The sequence below is a fragment of the Cryobacterium fucosi genome (assembly GCF_004403515.1).
Classification (GTDB): Bacteria; Actinomycetota; Actinomycetes; order Actinomycetales; family Microbacteriaceae; genus Cryobacterium; species Cryobacterium fucosi.
In genome coordinates, this window is sequence record NZ_SOHH01000068.1 from 53579 (window position 1) to 68953 (window position 15375).

Annotated in this window: 16 protein-coding genes; 9 read left to right on the forward strand and 7 right to left on the reverse strand. The window is 67.1% G+C overall.

All coding sequences use genetic code 11. The annotated features are described in order from the left end of the window. Window positions 1-4: 4 nt before the first annotated feature. Window positions 5-2098, reverse strand: coding sequence for a transketolase (tkt, locus tag E3T48_RS09900; protein WP_134523899.1), 2094 nt, complete (start codon window positions 2096-2098; stop codon window positions 5-7). Between the two features lie 303 nt (window positions 2099-2401). Between tkt and E3T48_RS09905 the strand changes: the two genes are divergently transcribed. Next, entirely contained in the window at window positions 2402-3322 is a 921-nt protein-coding gene (locus E3T48_RS09905) for a heme o synthase (RefSeq protein ID WP_134523900.1), read from the forward strand. 4 nt (window positions 3323-3326) lie between these two features. On the opposite strand, the gene E3T48_RS09910 is transcribed toward E3T48_RS09905, so the two are convergent. Next, complete coding sequence (locus tag E3T48_RS09910) at window positions 3327-4268, reverse strand: COX15/CtaA family protein (RefSeq protein ID WP_134523901.1); 942 nt, start codon at window positions 4266-4268, stop codon at window positions 3327-3329. 268 nt (window positions 4269-4536) lie between these two features. Between E3T48_RS09910 and sufB the strand changes: the two genes are divergently transcribed. The 7 genes from sufB (at window position 4537) to E3T48_RS09945 (ending at window position 11231) form a co-directional block, all read left to right on the forward strand. Beyond that, complete coding sequence (gene sufB, locus E3T48_RS09915) at window positions 4537-5955, forward strand: Fe-S cluster assembly protein SufB (RefSeq protein WP_134523902.1); 1419 nt, start codon at window positions 4537-4539, stop codon at window positions 5953-5955. Between the two features lie 81 nt (window positions 5956-6036). Next, a complete protein-coding gene (gene sufD, locus E3T48_RS09920; RefSeq protein WP_134523903.1) occupies window positions 6037-7206 on the forward strand; it encodes a Fe-S cluster assembly protein SufD in 1170 nt (389 codons plus the stop codon). A gap of 2 nt (window positions 7207-7208) precedes the next feature. Then, a complete protein-coding gene (locus E3T48_RS09925; protein WP_134523904.1) occupies window positions 7209-7535 on the forward strand; it encodes a non-heme iron oxygenase ferredoxin subunit in 327 nt (108 codons plus the stop codon). Window positions 7536-7641: 106 nt separating this feature from the next. Beyond that, window positions 7642-8406: a Fe-S cluster assembly ATPase SufC gene (sufC, locus tag E3T48_RS09930; protein WP_134523905.1), complete on the forward strand. Its 765-nt coding sequence runs from the start codon at window positions 7642-7644 to the stop codon at window positions 8404-8406. A 4-nt stretch (window positions 8407-8410) separates the two neighbouring features. Then, window positions 8411-8740: a metal-sulfur cluster assembly factor gene (locus E3T48_RS09935; RefSeq protein ID WP_134506592.1), complete on the forward strand. Its 330-nt coding sequence runs from the start codon at window positions 8411-8413 to the stop codon at window positions 8738-8740. 171 nt (window positions 8741-8911) lie between these two features. Further along, the gene (locus E3T48_RS09940) at window positions 8912-9538 is read left to right on the forward strand and encodes a TetR/AcrR family transcriptional regulator (protein WP_134523906.1); all 627 of its coding nucleotides are present in this window, start codon (window positions 8912-8914) and stop codon (window positions 9536-9538) included. A gap of 94 nt (window positions 9539-9632) precedes the next feature. Next, window positions 9633-11231: an ABC-F family ATP-binding cassette domain-containing protein gene (locus E3T48_RS09945; protein WP_134523907.1), complete on the forward strand. Its 1599-nt coding sequence runs from the start codon at window positions 9633-9635 to the stop codon at window positions 11229-11231. 24 nt (window positions 11232-11255) lie between these two features. On the opposite strand, the gene E3T48_RS09950 is transcribed toward E3T48_RS09945, so the two are convergent. From E3T48_RS09950 to E3T48_RS09960, 3 genes are read right to left on the reverse strand one after another with little or no spacing between them, the layout of a single operon-like run. Further along, the gene (locus E3T48_RS09950) at window positions 11256-12104 is read right to left on the reverse strand and encodes an SURF1 family cytochrome oxidase biogenesis protein (protein ID WP_134523908.1); all 849 of its coding nucleotides are present in this window, start codon (window positions 12102-12104) and stop codon (window positions 11256-11258) included. Next, the gene (locus E3T48_RS09955; RefSeq protein WP_134523909.1) at window positions 12101-12328 is read right to left on the reverse strand and encodes a hypothetical protein; all 228 of its coding nucleotides are present in this window, start codon (window positions 12326-12328) and stop codon (window positions 12101-12103) included. The genes E3T48_RS09950 and E3T48_RS09955 overlap by 4 nt, the downstream gene beginning before the upstream one ends. Next, window positions 12325-12615 (reverse strand): DUF3099 domain-containing protein, encoded by a 291-nt coding sequence (locus tag E3T48_RS09960; RefSeq protein ID WP_134523910.1) that lies wholly within the window; start codon window positions 12613-12615, stop codon window positions 12325-12327. Before E3T48_RS09960 ends, E3T48_RS09955 begins: the two co-directional genes overlap by 4 nt. Window positions 12616-12742: 127 nt before the next feature. Between E3T48_RS09960 and fabG the strand changes: the two genes are divergently transcribed. Continuing rightward, a complete protein-coding gene (gene fabG / locus E3T48_RS09965) occupies window positions 12743-13453 on the forward strand; it encodes a 3-oxoacyl-ACP reductase FabG (RefSeq protein ID WP_134523911.1) in 711 nt (236 codons plus the stop codon). Here fabG and serB read toward each other — a convergent pair. Further along, the gene (gene serB / locus E3T48_RS09970) at window positions 13450-14097 is read right to left on the reverse strand and encodes a phosphoserine phosphatase SerB (protein WP_134523912.1); all 648 of its coding nucleotides are present in this window, start codon (window positions 14095-14097) and stop codon (window positions 13450-13452) included. The genes fabG and serB overlap by 4 nt on opposite strands. Further along, window positions 14094-15338, reverse strand: a complete 1245-nt coding sequence (gene glgC, locus E3T48_RS09975) for a glucose-1-phosphate adenylyltransferase (protein ID WP_134523913.1) — start codon at window positions 15336-15338, stop codon at window positions 14094-14096. Before glgC ends, serB begins: the two co-directional genes overlap by 4 nt. Window positions 15339-15375: the final 37 nt, after the last annotated feature.

Genomic DNA, 15375 nt, shown 5'->3' on the forward strand with positions numbered 1-15375 from the left:
GAGGTCAGAGAGCGGCGAGTGAATCCTTGGCGGCGGCGACAACGGCCTCCGTCGTGATGCCGAATTCACGGAACAGGGTCTTGTAGTCCGCAGACGCGCCGAAGTGCTCGATGGAAATGCTGCGGCCGCGGTCGCCGACGTAGCCATCCCAGGTCAACGCGATTCCCGCCTCGACCGATACCCGGGCCGTCACGGCCTTCGGAAGCACCGACTCGCGGTACTCCGCGGGCTGTTCCTGGAACCATTCGAGGCTCGGAGCCGACACGACGCGGGCATTGATGCCCTCCGCCTTCAGCGTGTCCCGGGCCGCCAGGGCGAGTTGAACCTCAGAGCCTGTTCCGATCAGGATGACGTCGGGCGTGCCGTTCGCCGCCTCCGCCAGGATGTACGCACCCTTGGCCACGTTCCGCGCCGAGGCGAGGACATCGCCGACGGCTTCGCCCTCGCCACGGCTGAAGACGGGGATGTTCTGGCGGGTCAGCACGATTCCGGCCGGACCGTTGCGGCGTTCAAGGATCGTCTTCCAGGCCCAGGCGACCTCGTTGGCGTCGCCGGGGCGCACCACGTCGAGGCCGGGGATGGCCCGCAGGGTCGCGAGCTGCTCGATCGGCTGGTGGGTGGGACCGTCCTCGCCCAGAGCGACGGAGTCGTGCGTCCAGACGAAGATCGACGGTGCCTTCATCAACGCGGCCAAGCGGACCGCGGGTCGCATGTAGTCGCTGAAGATCAGGAAGGTGCCGCCGAAGGGGCGGCTGTTGCCGTGCAGCACGATGCCGTTGAGGATGGCGGCCATCGCGTGCTCACGGATACCGAAGTGCAGGACCCGGCCGTATTCGTTGCCGGTCCACTCGTGGGTCGAATGTTCGCCCGGGATGAACGAGGCGGCGCCGCCGATGGTGGTGTTGTTCGATTCGGCGAGGTCGGCCGAACCGCCCCAGAGTTCGGGGACGACGGCGCCGAGCGCGGTCAGAACCTTCCCGGATGCCGCGCGGGTCGACACCTCGGTGCCGCCCTCGAACACGGGGAGGGCCGCCTCGACGCCTTCGGGAAGCTCGCCGGACAGGACCCGGTCCAGCAGCGCCTTCCGCTCCGGATTGGCCTCCGCCCACACCGCGAATTCAGCGTCCCACTCGGCGTGCGCCGCGGCACCGCGGCCCTGCGCCTTGCGGGTGTGCTCGATGACCTCGTCGGCCACCTCGAAGGTCTGCTCCGGGTCGAAGCCGAGGATTGCCTTGACGGCGGCCAGTTCGTCGGCGCCGAGTGCCGAACCGTGGATCTTGCCGGTGTTCTGTTTCTTCGGGCTGGGCCAGCCGATGATGGTCTTCAGGATGATCAGGGACGGCTTGTCGCTGACGCCCTTGGCGGTCTCGATCGCGTCGTTGAGCGCCTGCACGTCTTCGACGTATGACCCTGTCTTCTTCCAGTCGACAGTCTGCACATGCCAGTGGTACGCCTCGTAGCGGGCCGCGACATCCTCGGTGAAGGCGATCTTCGTGTCGTCCTCGATCGAGATCTGGTTGCTGTCGTAGATCGCGATGAGGTTGCCGAGCTGCTGGTGGCCGGCCAGCGAGGACGCCTCGCTGGTGATGCCTTCCTGCAGGTCGCCGTCGCCGGCGATCACGTAGACGAAGTGGTCGAACGGGCTGGTGCCGGTCGCCGCCTCGGGGTCGAACATGCCGCGCTCGAAGCGGGAGGCGTAGGCGAAGCCGACGGCGGAGGCCAGGCCCTGGCCGAGCGGGCCCGTGGTGATCTCGACACCGTCGGTGTGGCCGTATTCGGGGTGGCCCGGGGTCTTCGAACCCCAGGTGCGAAGGGCCTTGAGGTCGTCGAGCTCGAGGCCGTAGCCGCCGAGGTACAACTGCACGTACTGCGTCAGGGAACTGTGGCCGACCGAGAGGATGAACCGGTCCCGGCCGATCCACTCGTTGTCGGCAGGGTCGCGGCGCATGACCTTCTGGAACAGGAGGTAGGCGGCGGGAGCGAGGCTCATTGCGGTGCCCGGGTGCCCGTTCCCGACCTTCTCGACGGCGTCCGCCGCGAGGAGGCGTGCCGTGTCGACCGCCTTGTTGTCAATCGAATCCCACTGCAGTGCTGCCACTTGGTCTTGACCCTTCGTAGACAAAGGGGGCAGGTTGTCGTGAACCCGCACCCATTGGATTGAGCGCGCCCGTGGACATCGACGTCATCCAGGCGTTGCGGCAGAGGCCCGACTTCGGTGGATCCGCGCATGCACCGAGATTGGCGAGCACCCCCCAGTATAGGCAGTCGCCGAGAAACGGCCGAGCGATGTGACGGCGTATGGCGCCGCCCTCCCGGATGCCTCCGGGCCGGAACGTCCCTGCCTGCCCCGCACGTCCGGATCGCCTAGACTCGTCTCACAATGCACAGCGTAAGAGGAGTCATGCCCGGACCCGTCTCCACCCCGACCGTGAGCGGAATCCGCTCGTTCCGGCGCACGTTCCTGGCCTACCTGTCGCTGACGAAACCGCGGGTCGTCGAACTGCTCCTCGTCGTGACCGCCCCGACGATGTTCCTGGCGCAGCAGGGCATCCCGAGCCTGTGGCTGGTCCTCGCGACCCTGGTCGGCGGTGCGTTCAGCGCCGGGTCCGCCGGGGCCTTCAACTGCTACATCGACCGGGACATCGACCGGGTGATGGATCGCACGAAGAACCGGCCGCTGGTCACGGGGGAGCTGACCGACCGTCAGGCCCTTGTTTTCGCCTGGGTCCTCGGTGCCGTGTCCATCGTCTGGCTGTGGGCCTTCACCAACTGGCTGGCCGCCCTCCTCTCACTCGGCGCGATCCTGCTCTACGTGGTCTTCTACACGCTCGTCCTCAAGCGGCGCACCGCCCAGAACATCGTCTGGGGCGGCATCGCCGGCTGCATGCCGGTGTTGATCGGTTGGGCCGCGGTCACCGGCGACCTGTCCTGGCCGCCGTTCATCCTCTTCCTGATCATCTTCCTCTGGACCCCGCCGCACTACTGGCCGCTCTCGATGAAATACCGCAGCGAGTACCAGGCCGCCGGGGTGCCGATGCTCGCGGTCATCCGAGGCCGCAGCCAGGTCGGGCTCCAGGTCATCCTCTACGCCTGGGCGACGGTCGCCTGCTCCCTGCTGCTCATCCCGATCGCCGACATGGGGCTCGTCTACACGGTCACGGCTCTGGTCACCGGCGGCTGGTTCATCTACGAGACGCACCGCCTGTACAGCCTCGCCATCCGGCACGAACACGTGTCGCCGATGCGGGTGTTCCACGGTTCGATCGTCTATCTGACGCTCTTGTTCGTCGCCGTCGGCGTCGACCCGCTTCTGCCGTTCTGACGGGCTAGCGGGCGGCGGCGCTCTCCGCGAGCGGGCCGGACGCCGGCGCCGGCTCCGCTGACGGCGCCGTGAGGTTCAGGACGACCGCGGTCATCACCGCAACGAGCACGCAGGACAGCACCATGTGGATACCCACCAGAAAGGGCGGCAGGCCGATGTTGGCCTGGAGCAGGCCGACGCCGATCTGGCCGGCCTCGATGATCAGCAGCAGCACGGCCCAGCCCCGCGGCGGGAGCGCGAGCGCGACGGATGCGATCACGAGGGCGAGGGTCAGGGCGAAGGTGGCATACGCCGGCCAGCTGTGCACGTGCTGGAGCAGCTCGGAGTCGAGGCCGTTGCGCGGGGCGTTCGCGTCGCCCGCGTGCGGGCCGGAGCCTGTGGTGACGATCCCGACGAGGATGGTGACCAGGATGACGGCGCCCGTGGTGTAGGCCAGGAGCCGGAACCACCCGGGGACCGCCGGCATCCGCACCGGGTTGCCCGTGTACACGCGGTGCACGAAGACCGTGCAGAGCACGACGAGGGCGATGGAGATGACGAAGTGCAGCCCGACCACATACGGGTTGAGCCTCACGAGCACGCTCACCCCGCCGATGACCGCCTGCGCGGGAATGCCCAGGCCGGCCAGCAGCGCGAGCCGGAACAGGTCCGGCCGTGACCGGCGCAGTCGCACGACGGCCAGGAACGCGACGATCGCGACGAGCCCCAGCACAACTCCGAGAAGTCGGTTGCCGAATTCGATCACCCCGTGGATGCCCATTTCGGGCGTGTTGACGAAGGAACCGTCCGTGCACCTGGGCCAGGTCGGGCACCCGAGGCCGGAGCCGGTGAGCCGTACCAGGCCTCCCGTGCCCACGAGAAGGATCTGGGCGGCGAGGTAGATCCAGGCAACCACTCGAACCCGCTTGTCAACGCTCGTGGGCAACCATTCCGAAATCCGATTCACCGGTTCTGCTCCCTCTTTGCTCTGGCACATGTGAAAACGCCGGATCGCACTACCAATCACACAGCTAACCTGTAGAATTAGGTGTTTCCTGGGTGGCTCGACTGCGGCTGACACAACCGCGGCCGAGAACCACGTCGTCCTTGAACATCTTAGGTACGCAACGTAGCCGCCCACACAACCCGTTCCCTCGCCGGGTCTCCTTCGGAAGACCCGTCCGGGAATGACCGGACTAATATCCGGGTTGTCGTGGATGGGAGAAGAGGTATATATGTCTGACGTCCTGCTCGACCGCCCCGAACTCGCGGGCCTCGGTGTCTACGAATTCGGCTGGTCCGACTCCGACGCGGCCGGCGCATCCGCCCGCCGTGGAATCTCACCGGAGGTCGTCACCGACATCTCCAAGCTCAAGAACGAGCCGGCCTGGATGCTGAAGCGTCGACTGAAGGCCCTCGAACTGTTCGAGCGCAAGCCCATGCCGACCTGGGGCGCCGACCTCTCCGGCATCGACTTCGACAACATCAAGTACTTCGTCCGGTCCACGGAGAAGCAGGCCCAGACCTGGGAAGACCTGCCCGACGACATCAAGAACACCTACGAGAAGCTCGGCATCCCCGAGGCCGAGCGCCAGCGCCTCGTCTCCGGCGTTGCCGCCCAGTACGAGTCAGAGGTGGTCTACCACCAGATCAACGAGGAGCTCGAAGCCCAGGGAGTCATCTTCATGGACACCGACACGGCGCTCAAGGAGCACCCGGCGATGTTCGAGGAGTACTTCGGCACCGTCATCCCCTCCGGCGACAACAAGTTCGCCGCGCTGAACACCTCGGTCTGGTCCGGCGGCTCCTTCGTCTACGTGCCGCCCGGCGTACACGTCGAGATCCCGCTTCAGGCCTATTTCCGGATCAACACCGAGAACATGGGCCAGTTCGAGCGGACCCTGATCATCGCCGACGAGGGCAGCTACGTGCACTACATCGAGGGCTGCACGGCACCGATCTACTCCTCCGACTCACTGCACTCCGCGGTCGTCGAGATCATCGTGAAGAAGAACGCCCGCGTTCGCTACACGACCATCCAGAACTGGTCGAACAACGTCTACAACCTCGTCACCAAGCGCGCCACGGCCGCCGAGGGCGCCACGATGGAATGGATCGACGGCAACATCGGCTCCAAGGTGACGATGAAGTACCCGTCGATCTACCTGATGGGCGAGCACGCCAAGGGCGAGACCCTCTCGGTCGCCTTCGCCGGCCCCGGCCAGCACCAGGACGCCGGCGCCAAGATGATCCACATGGCGCCCTACACCCAGTCGTCGATCGTCTCGAAGTCCATCGCCCGCGGCGGCGGCCGCTCCGGTTACCGCGGCGAGGTGCGGGTGGATGCCACCGCGCACCACTCCGCGAACACCGTGCGCTGCGACGCCCTCCTGGTCGACACCCAGTCGCGGTCGGACACCTACCCGTCGATCGACATCCGTGTCGACGATGTGCAGCTCGGCCACGAGGCCACGGTCTCCCGGGTCAGCGAAGAGCAGCTGTTCTATCTGATGAGCCGCGGCATGCCCGAAGACGAGGCCATGGCCATGATCGTGCGCGGCTTCATCGAACCGATCGCCCGGGAACTCCCCATGGAGTACGCCCTCGAACTCAACAAGCTCATTGAAATGGGCATGGAAGGATCCGTCGGCTAAATGTCCGCCGCCCCCACACCTACACACGCCCCACCCACTCAAGAATCGGCAGTGACCCCCCCGGTGCCAACAACCGAAGCAATGCCCACCGCAGAGCAGCACGGAATCAAGGAACACTCGGACGGACGGTTCGGTTTCGTACCGGTCCAGACCCGGTCCGACCGGTTCAAGAGCGTCAACGTCGCGGATTTCGCGCCGGTGACCGGGCGCGAAGCCGTCTGGAAGCTCTCCCCGGTCGCCAAGTTCACCGACCTCACGGCCGGCGAACTCGACGGCTCCGTCTACCCTGTGGAATCCACCCCGAACGCCGGCATCACCGTCGGCTGGGTCGACCGGGACGACTCCCGGATCGGCACCGCCGGAGCCCCGGAGGAACGCGCCGCAGCCAACGCCTGGTCGAGTTTCGACCAGGCCCTGGCGATCACCGTCAGTGGCGAGGAAGCCAAGGAGGTCACGGTCACCCGTGCCGGCCTGGGCTCCGCACCGCGTGGTGCGCACACCATCATCGACGCGTTGCCGTTCAGCCAGGCCGTGGTCATCCTCGAGAACACCGGGGACGCGCGGCTCACCGAGAACGTCGAGATCATCCTCGGCGAATCCGCGAACCTCACCGTGGTGACCCTCCAGGAATGGAACGACGGCGCGGTGCACCTCGCGAACCACTTCGCTTCGATCGGACGCGACGCGCGCCTCAAGCACATCGTGGTCTCGCTCGGCGGCAGCATCGTTCGGGTGAACCCGTCCGTGCGGCTGGCCGGCCCCGGCTCGGAGGCCGAGCTCCTCGGCCTCTACTTCGCCGACGCCGGGCAGCACCTCGAACAGCAGGTCTACGTCAACCACGACGCACCGAACAGCCGCAGCCGGGTCACCTACAAGGGCGCGCTGCAGGGCACGGGCGCACGCACCGTGTGGATCGGGGACGTGCTGATCGGCCGCAAGGCGGCCGGCACGGACAGCTACGAGCAGAACCGCAACCTCGTGCTCACCAAAGGCACCCGCGCCGACTCGATCCCGAACCTGGAGATCGAGACCGGCGACATCAAGGGTGCCGGCCACGCCAGCGCGACCGGGCGCTTCGACGACGAGCAGCTCTTCTACCTGCAGGCCAGAGGCATCACCGAGGAGGAGGCACGCCGACTCGTCGTGCGCGGCTTCCTCAGCGAAATCGTGCAGCAGATCGGCTCGGCACCGCTCGAGGACCGGCTCCAGGCAGCGATCGAAGCGGAACTCCGCGGAACAGAGGAAGAGTAACAATGGCGTCCACAAAAATCTGCGCGTTCGACGAACTCGAACCGAATGAGGCAGTCAAGGTCGAAATCGACGGGGTGCCCATCGTCGTCGTTCGCGACGCGGCCGGCGACGTGTTCGCCATCGGCGACACCTGCACGCACGGGGACATCTCCCTGTCCGAGGGGTTCGTCGAGGACGACACCGTCGAATGCTGGGCTCACGGTTCCAAGTTCTCCCTGAAGACAGGCAAGCCCCTGAACCTACCGGCCTACGAGCCGGTACCGGTCTTCAAGGTCGAACTCATCGACGGCGACGTCTACATCGACCCATCCGTCATCGTGCCCGTCTGACCTGGTCGGCAACGGACCCTCCGGCCTGGTCGGCAACCGACCCTCTGGCCCCCAGCCACCCAACGTACCGGCGCCAGCGCCGGAGAATGAAAGAGATAGCGAATCCATGTCTGTTCTTGAGATCAAAGGCCTGCACGTCAGCGTCGAGACCGACCAGGGCACCAAGCAGATCCTGCGCGGGGTCGACCTGACCATCAACGAGGGCGAGATCCACGCCATCATGGGCCCGAACGGCTCCGGCAAGTCCACCCTCGCGTACACGATCGCCGGTCACCCCAAATACAAGGTCGACAGCGGCTCGATCCTGCTCGACGGCGAGGAGGTCACTACCATGACCGTGGACCAGCGCGCCAGGGCCGGACTGTTCCTGGCCATGCAGTACCCGGTCGAGATCCCCGGCGTCACCGTGACGAACTTCCTCCGAACCGCGAAGACCGCGATCGACGGCGAGGCTCCGGCCATCCGCACCTGGATCAAGGACGTCCGCGAGTCGATGGCGCGCCTCCGGATGGACAAGAGCTTCGCCGAGCGGAACGTCAACGAGGGTTTCTCGGGCGGCGAGAAGAAACGCAACGAGATCCTCCAGCTCGAACTGCTCAAGCCCAAGTTCGCCGTGCTCGACGAGACGGACTCCGGACTCGACGTCGACGCGCTCAAGATCGTGTCGGAGGGCGTGAACCGGGCCAAGGAGAACACCGGCCTCGGACTGCTCCTGATCACGCACTACACCCGTATCCTCCGCTACATCACGCCCGACTTCGTGCACGTGTTCGTTGACGGACGGATCGCCGAACAGGGCGGCCCCGAACTCGCCGACCGGCTCGAGGACGAGGGCTACGATCGCTTTCTGACCGAATCGAACGTAGGCTAAAAGCATGGTTTCATCGCTGACACCGGCGCGATTCGACGAAATCGAAGAAGCGCTCAAAGACGTCATGGACCCCGAACTGGGCATCAACGTCGTCGACCTCGGTCTGATCTACGACCTGGGCTGGGACGACGAGAACGACGCCCTGATCATCCACATGACGCTGACCTCCGCGGGCTGCCCACTGACCGATGTGCTCGAGGAACAGACCGCAGAGGCCCTGGACGGCGTCGTCGACCAGTTCCGCATCAACTGGGTCTGGATGCCGCCGTGGGGCCCGGAGAAGATCACCGACGACGGCCGCGACATGATGCGCGCCCTCGGCTTCTCGATCTGAGCCCCGACTTCCCGGCCCGGCCGGCTGGGTTCCTCTGCAGAAAGCGGATGCCCGCGCGGTCCTGACCGCGCGGGCATCCGCTTTCTCGTCCGGGAGCCGAAGCAGCGTCTCAGTCGCGCCATCACGTGTGTGGAGGGTCGTTCCAGTGAGTGGAGCGGTATGCTAACTGCCATGGACGGAACGCCTGAATCACCGGCAACGCGACGCACGACGCAGGCCGCGGCCACCCGAGAGGTGATCGTCGAGGCCGCACAGCGACTCATGCTCGAACGCGGGTACATCCCGACCTCGATCGCCGCCATCGCGGAGAACGCCGGCGTCGCCGTGCAGACCATCTACAACTCGATCGGCGGCAAGGCCGACGTGCTCGCCGCGGTGCTCGACCGTACCAAGGCCCCGGGGCCCCCGGGCCCGGTCCGCGATGCCGGACGGGAACAGGGGTCGAGGGCCCGATCGGCGGGCGAGGTGATCCGGATGCTGGCGGCGGAGATCGTCGAGGTGAACGCTCGTACCGCCGGGGTTCACCGGATCATCACTCAGGCCGCGGGCGTCGACCAGGACGTGGCGAAGCTCGAACTGCGGCAGTCGTCACGGCGACTGTTCCAGTACGGCGAGGCCGCTTCGACCCTGCGCGGACTGCGCGGACTGCGAGCGGGCCTGAGCGACCACGAGGCGGCGGCCGCGATCTGGGCGATCGGGCATCCGCAGGCCTATCGGTCGTTGGTTTTCGACCTCGGCTGGTCGGTCGCGGCGTACCGGGAATGGGTCGAAAAGACGCTCTCCGGGGCGCTGTCCTAGCTTCCCGCGCGCACGGACCCGAGCGAACAAATATACTTGATAGTCGGCCCGGTCGGGCCGGAGACTCCCACAACCCCGTGAACGGACTATTGCTGTGCTCAGTGTGCAAAATCTCGAGATCCGAGTTGGGGCGCGCGTGCTCATGGAAGACGTCAGTTTCCGGGTCTCGGCCGGTGACAAGATCGGCCTGGTCGGCCGCAACGGCGCGGGCAAGACGACCCTGACGAAGACGTTGGCGGGGGAGACCGTGCCGACCAAGGGTGAGATCGACCGCACCGGTGAGATCGGCTACCTGCCCCAGGACCCCCGCTCCGGCGACCCGGAGATGCTCGCCCGCACCCGCATCCTCGATGCGCGCGGCCTCGGCACAATTTCCCTGGGGCTCCACCAGGCCGGCCTCGACATGGGCAGCGCAGACCCCCGGATCGCAGCGAAGGCGATGCGCACCTATGGAACTCTGACCGACCAGTTCAACGCCCTCGGCGGGTACGCGGCGGAGGCGGAGGCGGCCTCGATCGCCAGCAACCTCAACCTCCCGGACCGCATCCTGGACCAGCAGCTGAAGACCCTCTCGGGTGGACAGCGCCGCAGGATCGAGCTCGCGCGCATCCTGTTCTCCGCCGCCGAGACGATGATCCTCGACGAGCCGACCAACCACCTCGACGCCGACTCCGTCGTCTGGCTGCGCGAGTTCGTCAAGAGCTACCGCGGTGGCTGCATCATCATCAGCCACGACATCGAACTGGTCGGCGACACCGTCAACCGGGTCTTCTACCTCGATGCCAACCGCATGGTCATCGACATCTACAACATGAACTGGAAGAACTACCAGCGCCAGCGGGTCGCGGATGCCGACCGCCGCAAGAAGGAACGCGCCAACGCCGAAAAGAAGGCGTCCACGCTTCAGCTGCAGGCCGCCAGGTTCGGCGCCAAGGCGAGCAAGGCCGCCGCCGCCCACCAGATGGTGGCCCGCGCGGAGAAGCTCCTCTCCGGACTCGACGCCGTGCGCGCCGTCGACCGCGTCGCGAAGCTGCGGTTCCCCGAGCCCGCTCCCTGCGGCCGCACCCCGCTGATGGCGACCGACCTGTCCAAGAGCTACGGTTCCCTGGAAATCTTCGCCGCCGTCGACCTCGCCATCGACCGCGGCTCCAAGGTCGTCATCCTCGGCCTCAACGGCGCCGGCAAGACCACCCTGCTGCGGATGCTCGCGGGCGTGGACAAACCGGACACCGGACGGATCGAACCCGGCCACGGCCTGCGGATCGGATACTACGCTCAGGAGCACGAGACGATCGACGTCAAGCGCAGTGTGCTTGAGAACATGGTCTCCTCCTCGCCCAACATCACCGAGATGGAGGCGCGGCGGGTGCTCGGCTCGTTCCTGTTCACCGGCGACGATTCGCACAAGCCGGCGGGGGTGCTCTCCGGCGGCGAGAAGACCAGGCTCGCCCTGGCCATGATCGTCGTGTCGGGCGCGAACGTGCTGCTCCTCGACGAACCGACCAACAACCTGGACCCCGCCAGCCGCGAGGAGATCCTCGACGCGCTCGCCCACTACAGCGGTGCGGTGGTGCTCGTCAGCCACGACGAGGGCGCCGTCGAAGCCCTCAACCCCGAGCGGGTGCTGATCATGCCCGACGGTACAGAGGACCACTGGAACAAGGACTACCTCGACCTGATCACCCTGGCCTGACCTGCCGGGGCGCGTTCAGCGCGTTCAGGGTCGGCGCGGGGCGTCCATCAGGTCGTCTTCGATCTCCGCGTCGCTTGGCGGCCTGGCGGCCTGGCGCCGGGCCCGCTCGAGCGCCCTGGCGCGCTCCTGCGGGTCGTCGGCGTTGACCGACCGGAACTCCTGGCGGATCGCCCAGCCGAGCCCGACGAACGCGAGCAGGGCGAAGACGAACCACTGGAAGGCGTACGACAGGTGCGGGCCCTCGTCCCGTGCCGGCCGGGCGACCGCCACCGGGCGTTCTGCCGGAGCCGGGTCCTCCGACTTCATCAGGCCGTAGGCGCCGGTGTAGGTCGGGAGGTCGAGCCTGCCCTCGACCTCGGTGAGGTTGATCGTGGCGATCTGGTCCCCGAGCGCCGACCGACCGGCCAGGGACGGTTCGCCCGCCTTCAGCCGGGCGACGACGGTCACCTCGCCGTCGGGTGCCTCCGGAACGGACGCCGGCGCATCCGGTGTCTCGCCGGTCGGCAGCCAGCCCCGATCGACGATGAAGACGGTGCCGTCATCCAGCCGAAGCGGCGTGAGCACCTCAAAGCCGGGGTGGATGTTGAGCGGACGGTTCCGCACGATCAGCTCGTCGGCCTTCAGGTAGGTTCCGGTCACCACGACGGGCAGCCACTTCTGCGACTCCGTGAAGGCGCGCCGGCCGGGAAGGGCCTCCGCCAGCGGGATCGGCTCCGAGTCGAAGTTGGCGTCGACCTTGACGATCTCGGCCAGGGCCTCTGCCCGGCGGGCGAGCTGCCAGGTTCCGAGTCCCGCACAGATCGCCGCAAACAGGATGGTGAGCGCGAGGTAACCGGCCCAACGCCGGGTGAACGCGAATTTCCAGCCGATCACGCCTGGTCCGTCTCGCCCGGAAGGGGGGCCACCGTGAGCGGGAAGTCGCGCGCCGCCAGGAAGTCCCGGAGGAAGTCGACGTGTTGGTCGCAGGCAAGCCAGGTCTTGAACCGTTCGCCCGTGTGAATGCGCGGGTTACGCCAGTCCAGCCGCCAGAGCGCGTCCTGCCGGCAGCCGGCCCGGGAGCAGGTCGCCGACTCGAGGTCGGTGCCGAGACCGATCACTTCGGGCCCCCGTCGTCCGGCCGACGGTAGACCTCGATCGCGCCAGGCCGAACCACGGTGCCGGCCGGGGCGCCACCGTGCACGTTCGCCACGACGACGGCGAAGTACGGAAGGAGTATGGCCCCGGCGGCGCAGACCAGCAGCCACCACCCGTTCACGAACAGCATCAGCACGATGCAGACCATCCGGATGCCCATGGCCACCGAGTACTTGATCATCCGGGCGCGTCGTTCGGCCTCCGGTGACGGAGGTAAAGAGGTGATCGACTGCTGTTTCATGAATGCCATCGCTCCGGTCGGCCGGCGAAAGATCCGCCTGATAAGCCTACGTCTCGTCGACCGGGGACGGGGACGCCGTAAGCTGAAATCTACGTGCGTGCGGCTGTTCGTTCGCTGGGAAAAGATTGGACCATCCATGACGACTGTCAGGACCGTTCTCGTGACCGGGGGAAACCGCGGCATCGGGTTTTCCATCGCCGAGGAATTCGTCACGCAGGGCCACCGGGTGGCGGTGACCGCCCGCTCCGGGCAGGGCCCGGAGGGCAGCCTGACCGTGCGCGCGGACGTCACCGACGCGGTGTCGATCGACACCGCGTTCGCCGAGATCGAGGCCGCGCTCGGCCCGGTCGAGGTCGTCGTCGCCAACGCGGGCATCACCCGCGACACGCTGTTGATGCGAATGACCGAGGACGACTTCACGTCGGTGATCGACACGAACCTCAGCGGTGCGTTCCGGGTCGTGAAACGAGCGTCCAAGGGGATGCTCAAGGCCCGCTTCGGCCGCATCGTCCTGATCTCCAGTGTGGTCGGCCTGTACGGTTCCGCCGGGCAGGTGAACTATTCCGCGTCCAAGAGCGGCCTGGTCGGGCTCGCCCGGTCCGTCACCCGGGAACTCGGGGCCAGGGGGATCACGGCGAACGTGGTCGCGCCCGGCTTCATCGAGACCGACATGACGGCGCAACTGTCGGAGACCCAGCAGGCCGACTACAGGAAGAGCATCCCGGCCGGACGTTTCGCCACCCCGGGCGAGGTCGCCCGGGTGGTCACCTGGCTGGCCGGCGACGATGCCGCGTACATCTCCGGCGCGGTCATCCCCGTCGACGGCGGATTGGGCATGGGGCACTAACCGCGCAGACCGAGCACGGGCAGCACCTGGCTGAGGTCGCAGACGTCGATCGCCAGGTCGGCCCGGGCACGCACCACGGGCTTCGCGTTGAAGGCGATCCCCAGGCCCGCCGCGTGCATCATCAGCAGGTCGTTCGCGCCGTCCCCGACGGCGACGGTCTGCCGGAGCGGCAGCGACTCCGCCGCGGCCCACTCCCTGAGGGCGGCAGCCTTGGCCCTGGCGTCGATGATCGGACCGACCAGGCCGCCGGTCAGCCGGCCGTCGACCGCCTCCAGGCGGTTGGCCCGCCAGTGGTCGAGGCCGAACAGGGCGGCGAGCGGGTCGAGCACCTCATGGAACCCGCCTGACACCACCCCGACGCTGCAGCCGTTGGCGTGCAGCCCAGAGATCAGGTCGTGCACTCCCGGCGTCGGCCGGATCAGCCGGAGGGCATCCGCGAAGACACCGGTGGACAGCCCGGCGAGGGTCTTCACCCGGGCCCGGAGGCTCTCGGCGAAATCGATCTCACCGCGCATGGCCTGTTCGGTGACCTCGGCGACGAGATCGAGGGAACCGGCGGCATCCGCCAGCAACTCGATGACCTCGTTTTCGATGAGGGTGGAATCGGCATCAAGGACGACGAGGAATCGAGGGGGAACGGTCACGGGTGTACGTGCACGCCCTTGCCGACAACGGTGATGCCGGAATCGGTCACGCTGAAGCCCCTGGCCAGGTCGCGGTCGCGGTCGACGCCGATCTCGGCGCCGGCGCCGACGATGACGTCCTTGTCGAGGATCGCCCGGCGCACGATCGCACCCGGCTGGATCTGCACCCGGTCGAAGACGATCGAGTCCACCACCTGGGCGCCGGAGTCGATCGCCGCCCACGGGCCGAGCACGCTGCGCTCGATGTGCGCGCCGGAGATGACGCAGCCGAGGGACACGATCGAGTCGATCATGGTGCCGAGGGCGCCGTGCGAGTCGCGGACGAACTTCGCGGGCGGCGAGTTCAGCTGCTGGCTGAAGATCGGCCACTTCTGGTTGTACAGGTTGAAGACCGGGAGGGCGCTGATCAGGTCCTGGTGAGCCTCGAAGAACGAGTCCATCGTTCCGACGTCGCGCCAGTAGTACCGGTCGCGGTCGGTCGAGCCGGGCACGACGTTGCGCTGCAGGTCGTACACGCCGGCTTCGCCGCGGGACACGAAGTCCGGGATGATGTCGCCGCCCATGTCGTGGCTGGAATCGGTGCGTTCGCCGTCACGGAGAACGGCCTCGATCAGCGCGTCGGCGTTGAAGACGTAGTTGCCCATCGAGGCGAACACCTCGTGCGGGGCGTCGGCGAGGCCGACGGCATCCTTCGGCTTCTCACGGAAGTCACGGATATGGTCCGGCGTGGCCGCGTCGACCTCGATGACGCCGAACTGGTCGGCCAGCTCGATCGGCTGCCGGATGGCGGCAACCGTCGCTGCCGCCCCGGAGGCGATGTGGGCGGCGATCATCTGGCTGAAGTCCATGCGGTAGACGTGGTCGGCGCCGACGACGACGACGATGTCGGGCTTCTCGTCGTGGATCAGGTTCAGGCTCTGCAGGATCGCGTCGGCCGATCCGCTGAACCAGCGCTTGCCGAGCCGCTGCTGGGCCGGCACCGAGGCGATATACGAGTTGAACAGGCCGCCGGAGACGTGCCAGGTCTGCGAGACGTGGCGGTCCAGGCTGTGCGATTTGTACTGGGTGAGCACCACGATCTGGGTGAGCCCCGAGTTGATGAGATTGGACAGCGCGAAGTCAATCAACCGGTAGTGGCCGCCGAACGGCACTGCCGGCTTCGCGCGGTCCTCGGTCAACGGCATCAGCCGTTTTCCCTCGCCGCCGGCAAGCACGATTCCAAAGATCTTCTTCGACTCCATACCCCTACAGTAGGGCCATCCGGAGCACCGGACCAGC

What these genes read in the sequence shown, in the direction of transcription:
- E3T48_RS09905 (WP_134523900.1), top strand. Translation starts at nt 2,402, where the DNA reads ATGCCCGGACCCGTCTCCACCCCGACCGTGAGCGGAATCCGCTCGTTC.
- sufB (WP_134523902.1), top strand. Translation starts at nt 4,537, where the DNA reads ATGTCTGACGTCCTGCTCGACCGCCCCGAACTCGCGGGCCTCGGTGTC.
- sufD (WP_134523903.1), top strand. Translation starts at nt 6,037, where the DNA reads ATGCCCACCGCAGAGCAGCACGGAATCAAGGAACACTCGGACGGACGG.
- E3T48_RS09925 (WP_134523904.1), top strand. Translation starts at nt 7,209, where the DNA reads ATGGCGTCCACAAAAATCTGCGCGTTCGACGAACTCGAACCGAATGAG.
- sufC (WP_134523905.1), top strand. Translation starts at nt 7,642, where the DNA reads ATGTCTGTTCTTGAGATCAAAGGCCTGCACGTCAGCGTCGAGACCGAC.
- E3T48_RS09935 (WP_134506592.1), top strand. Translation starts at nt 8,411, where the DNA reads ATGGTTTCATCGCTGACACCGGCGCGATTCGACGAAATCGAAGAAGCG.
- E3T48_RS09940 (WP_134523906.1), top strand. Translation starts at nt 8,912, where the DNA reads ATGGACGGAACGCCTGAATCACCGGCAACGCGACGCACGACGCAGGCC.
- E3T48_RS09960 (WP_134523910.1), bottom strand. Translation starts at nt 12,615, where the DNA reads ATGGCATTCATGAAACAGCAGTCGATCACCTCTTTACCTCCGTCACCG.
- fabG (WP_134523911.1), top strand. Translation starts at nt 12,743, where the DNA reads ATGACGACTGTCAGGACCGTTCTCGTGACCGGGGGAAACCGCGGCATC.
- glgC (WP_134523913.1), bottom strand. Translation starts at nt 15,338, where the DNA reads ATGGAGTCGAAGAAGATCTTTGGAATCGTGCTTGCCGGCGGCGAGGGA.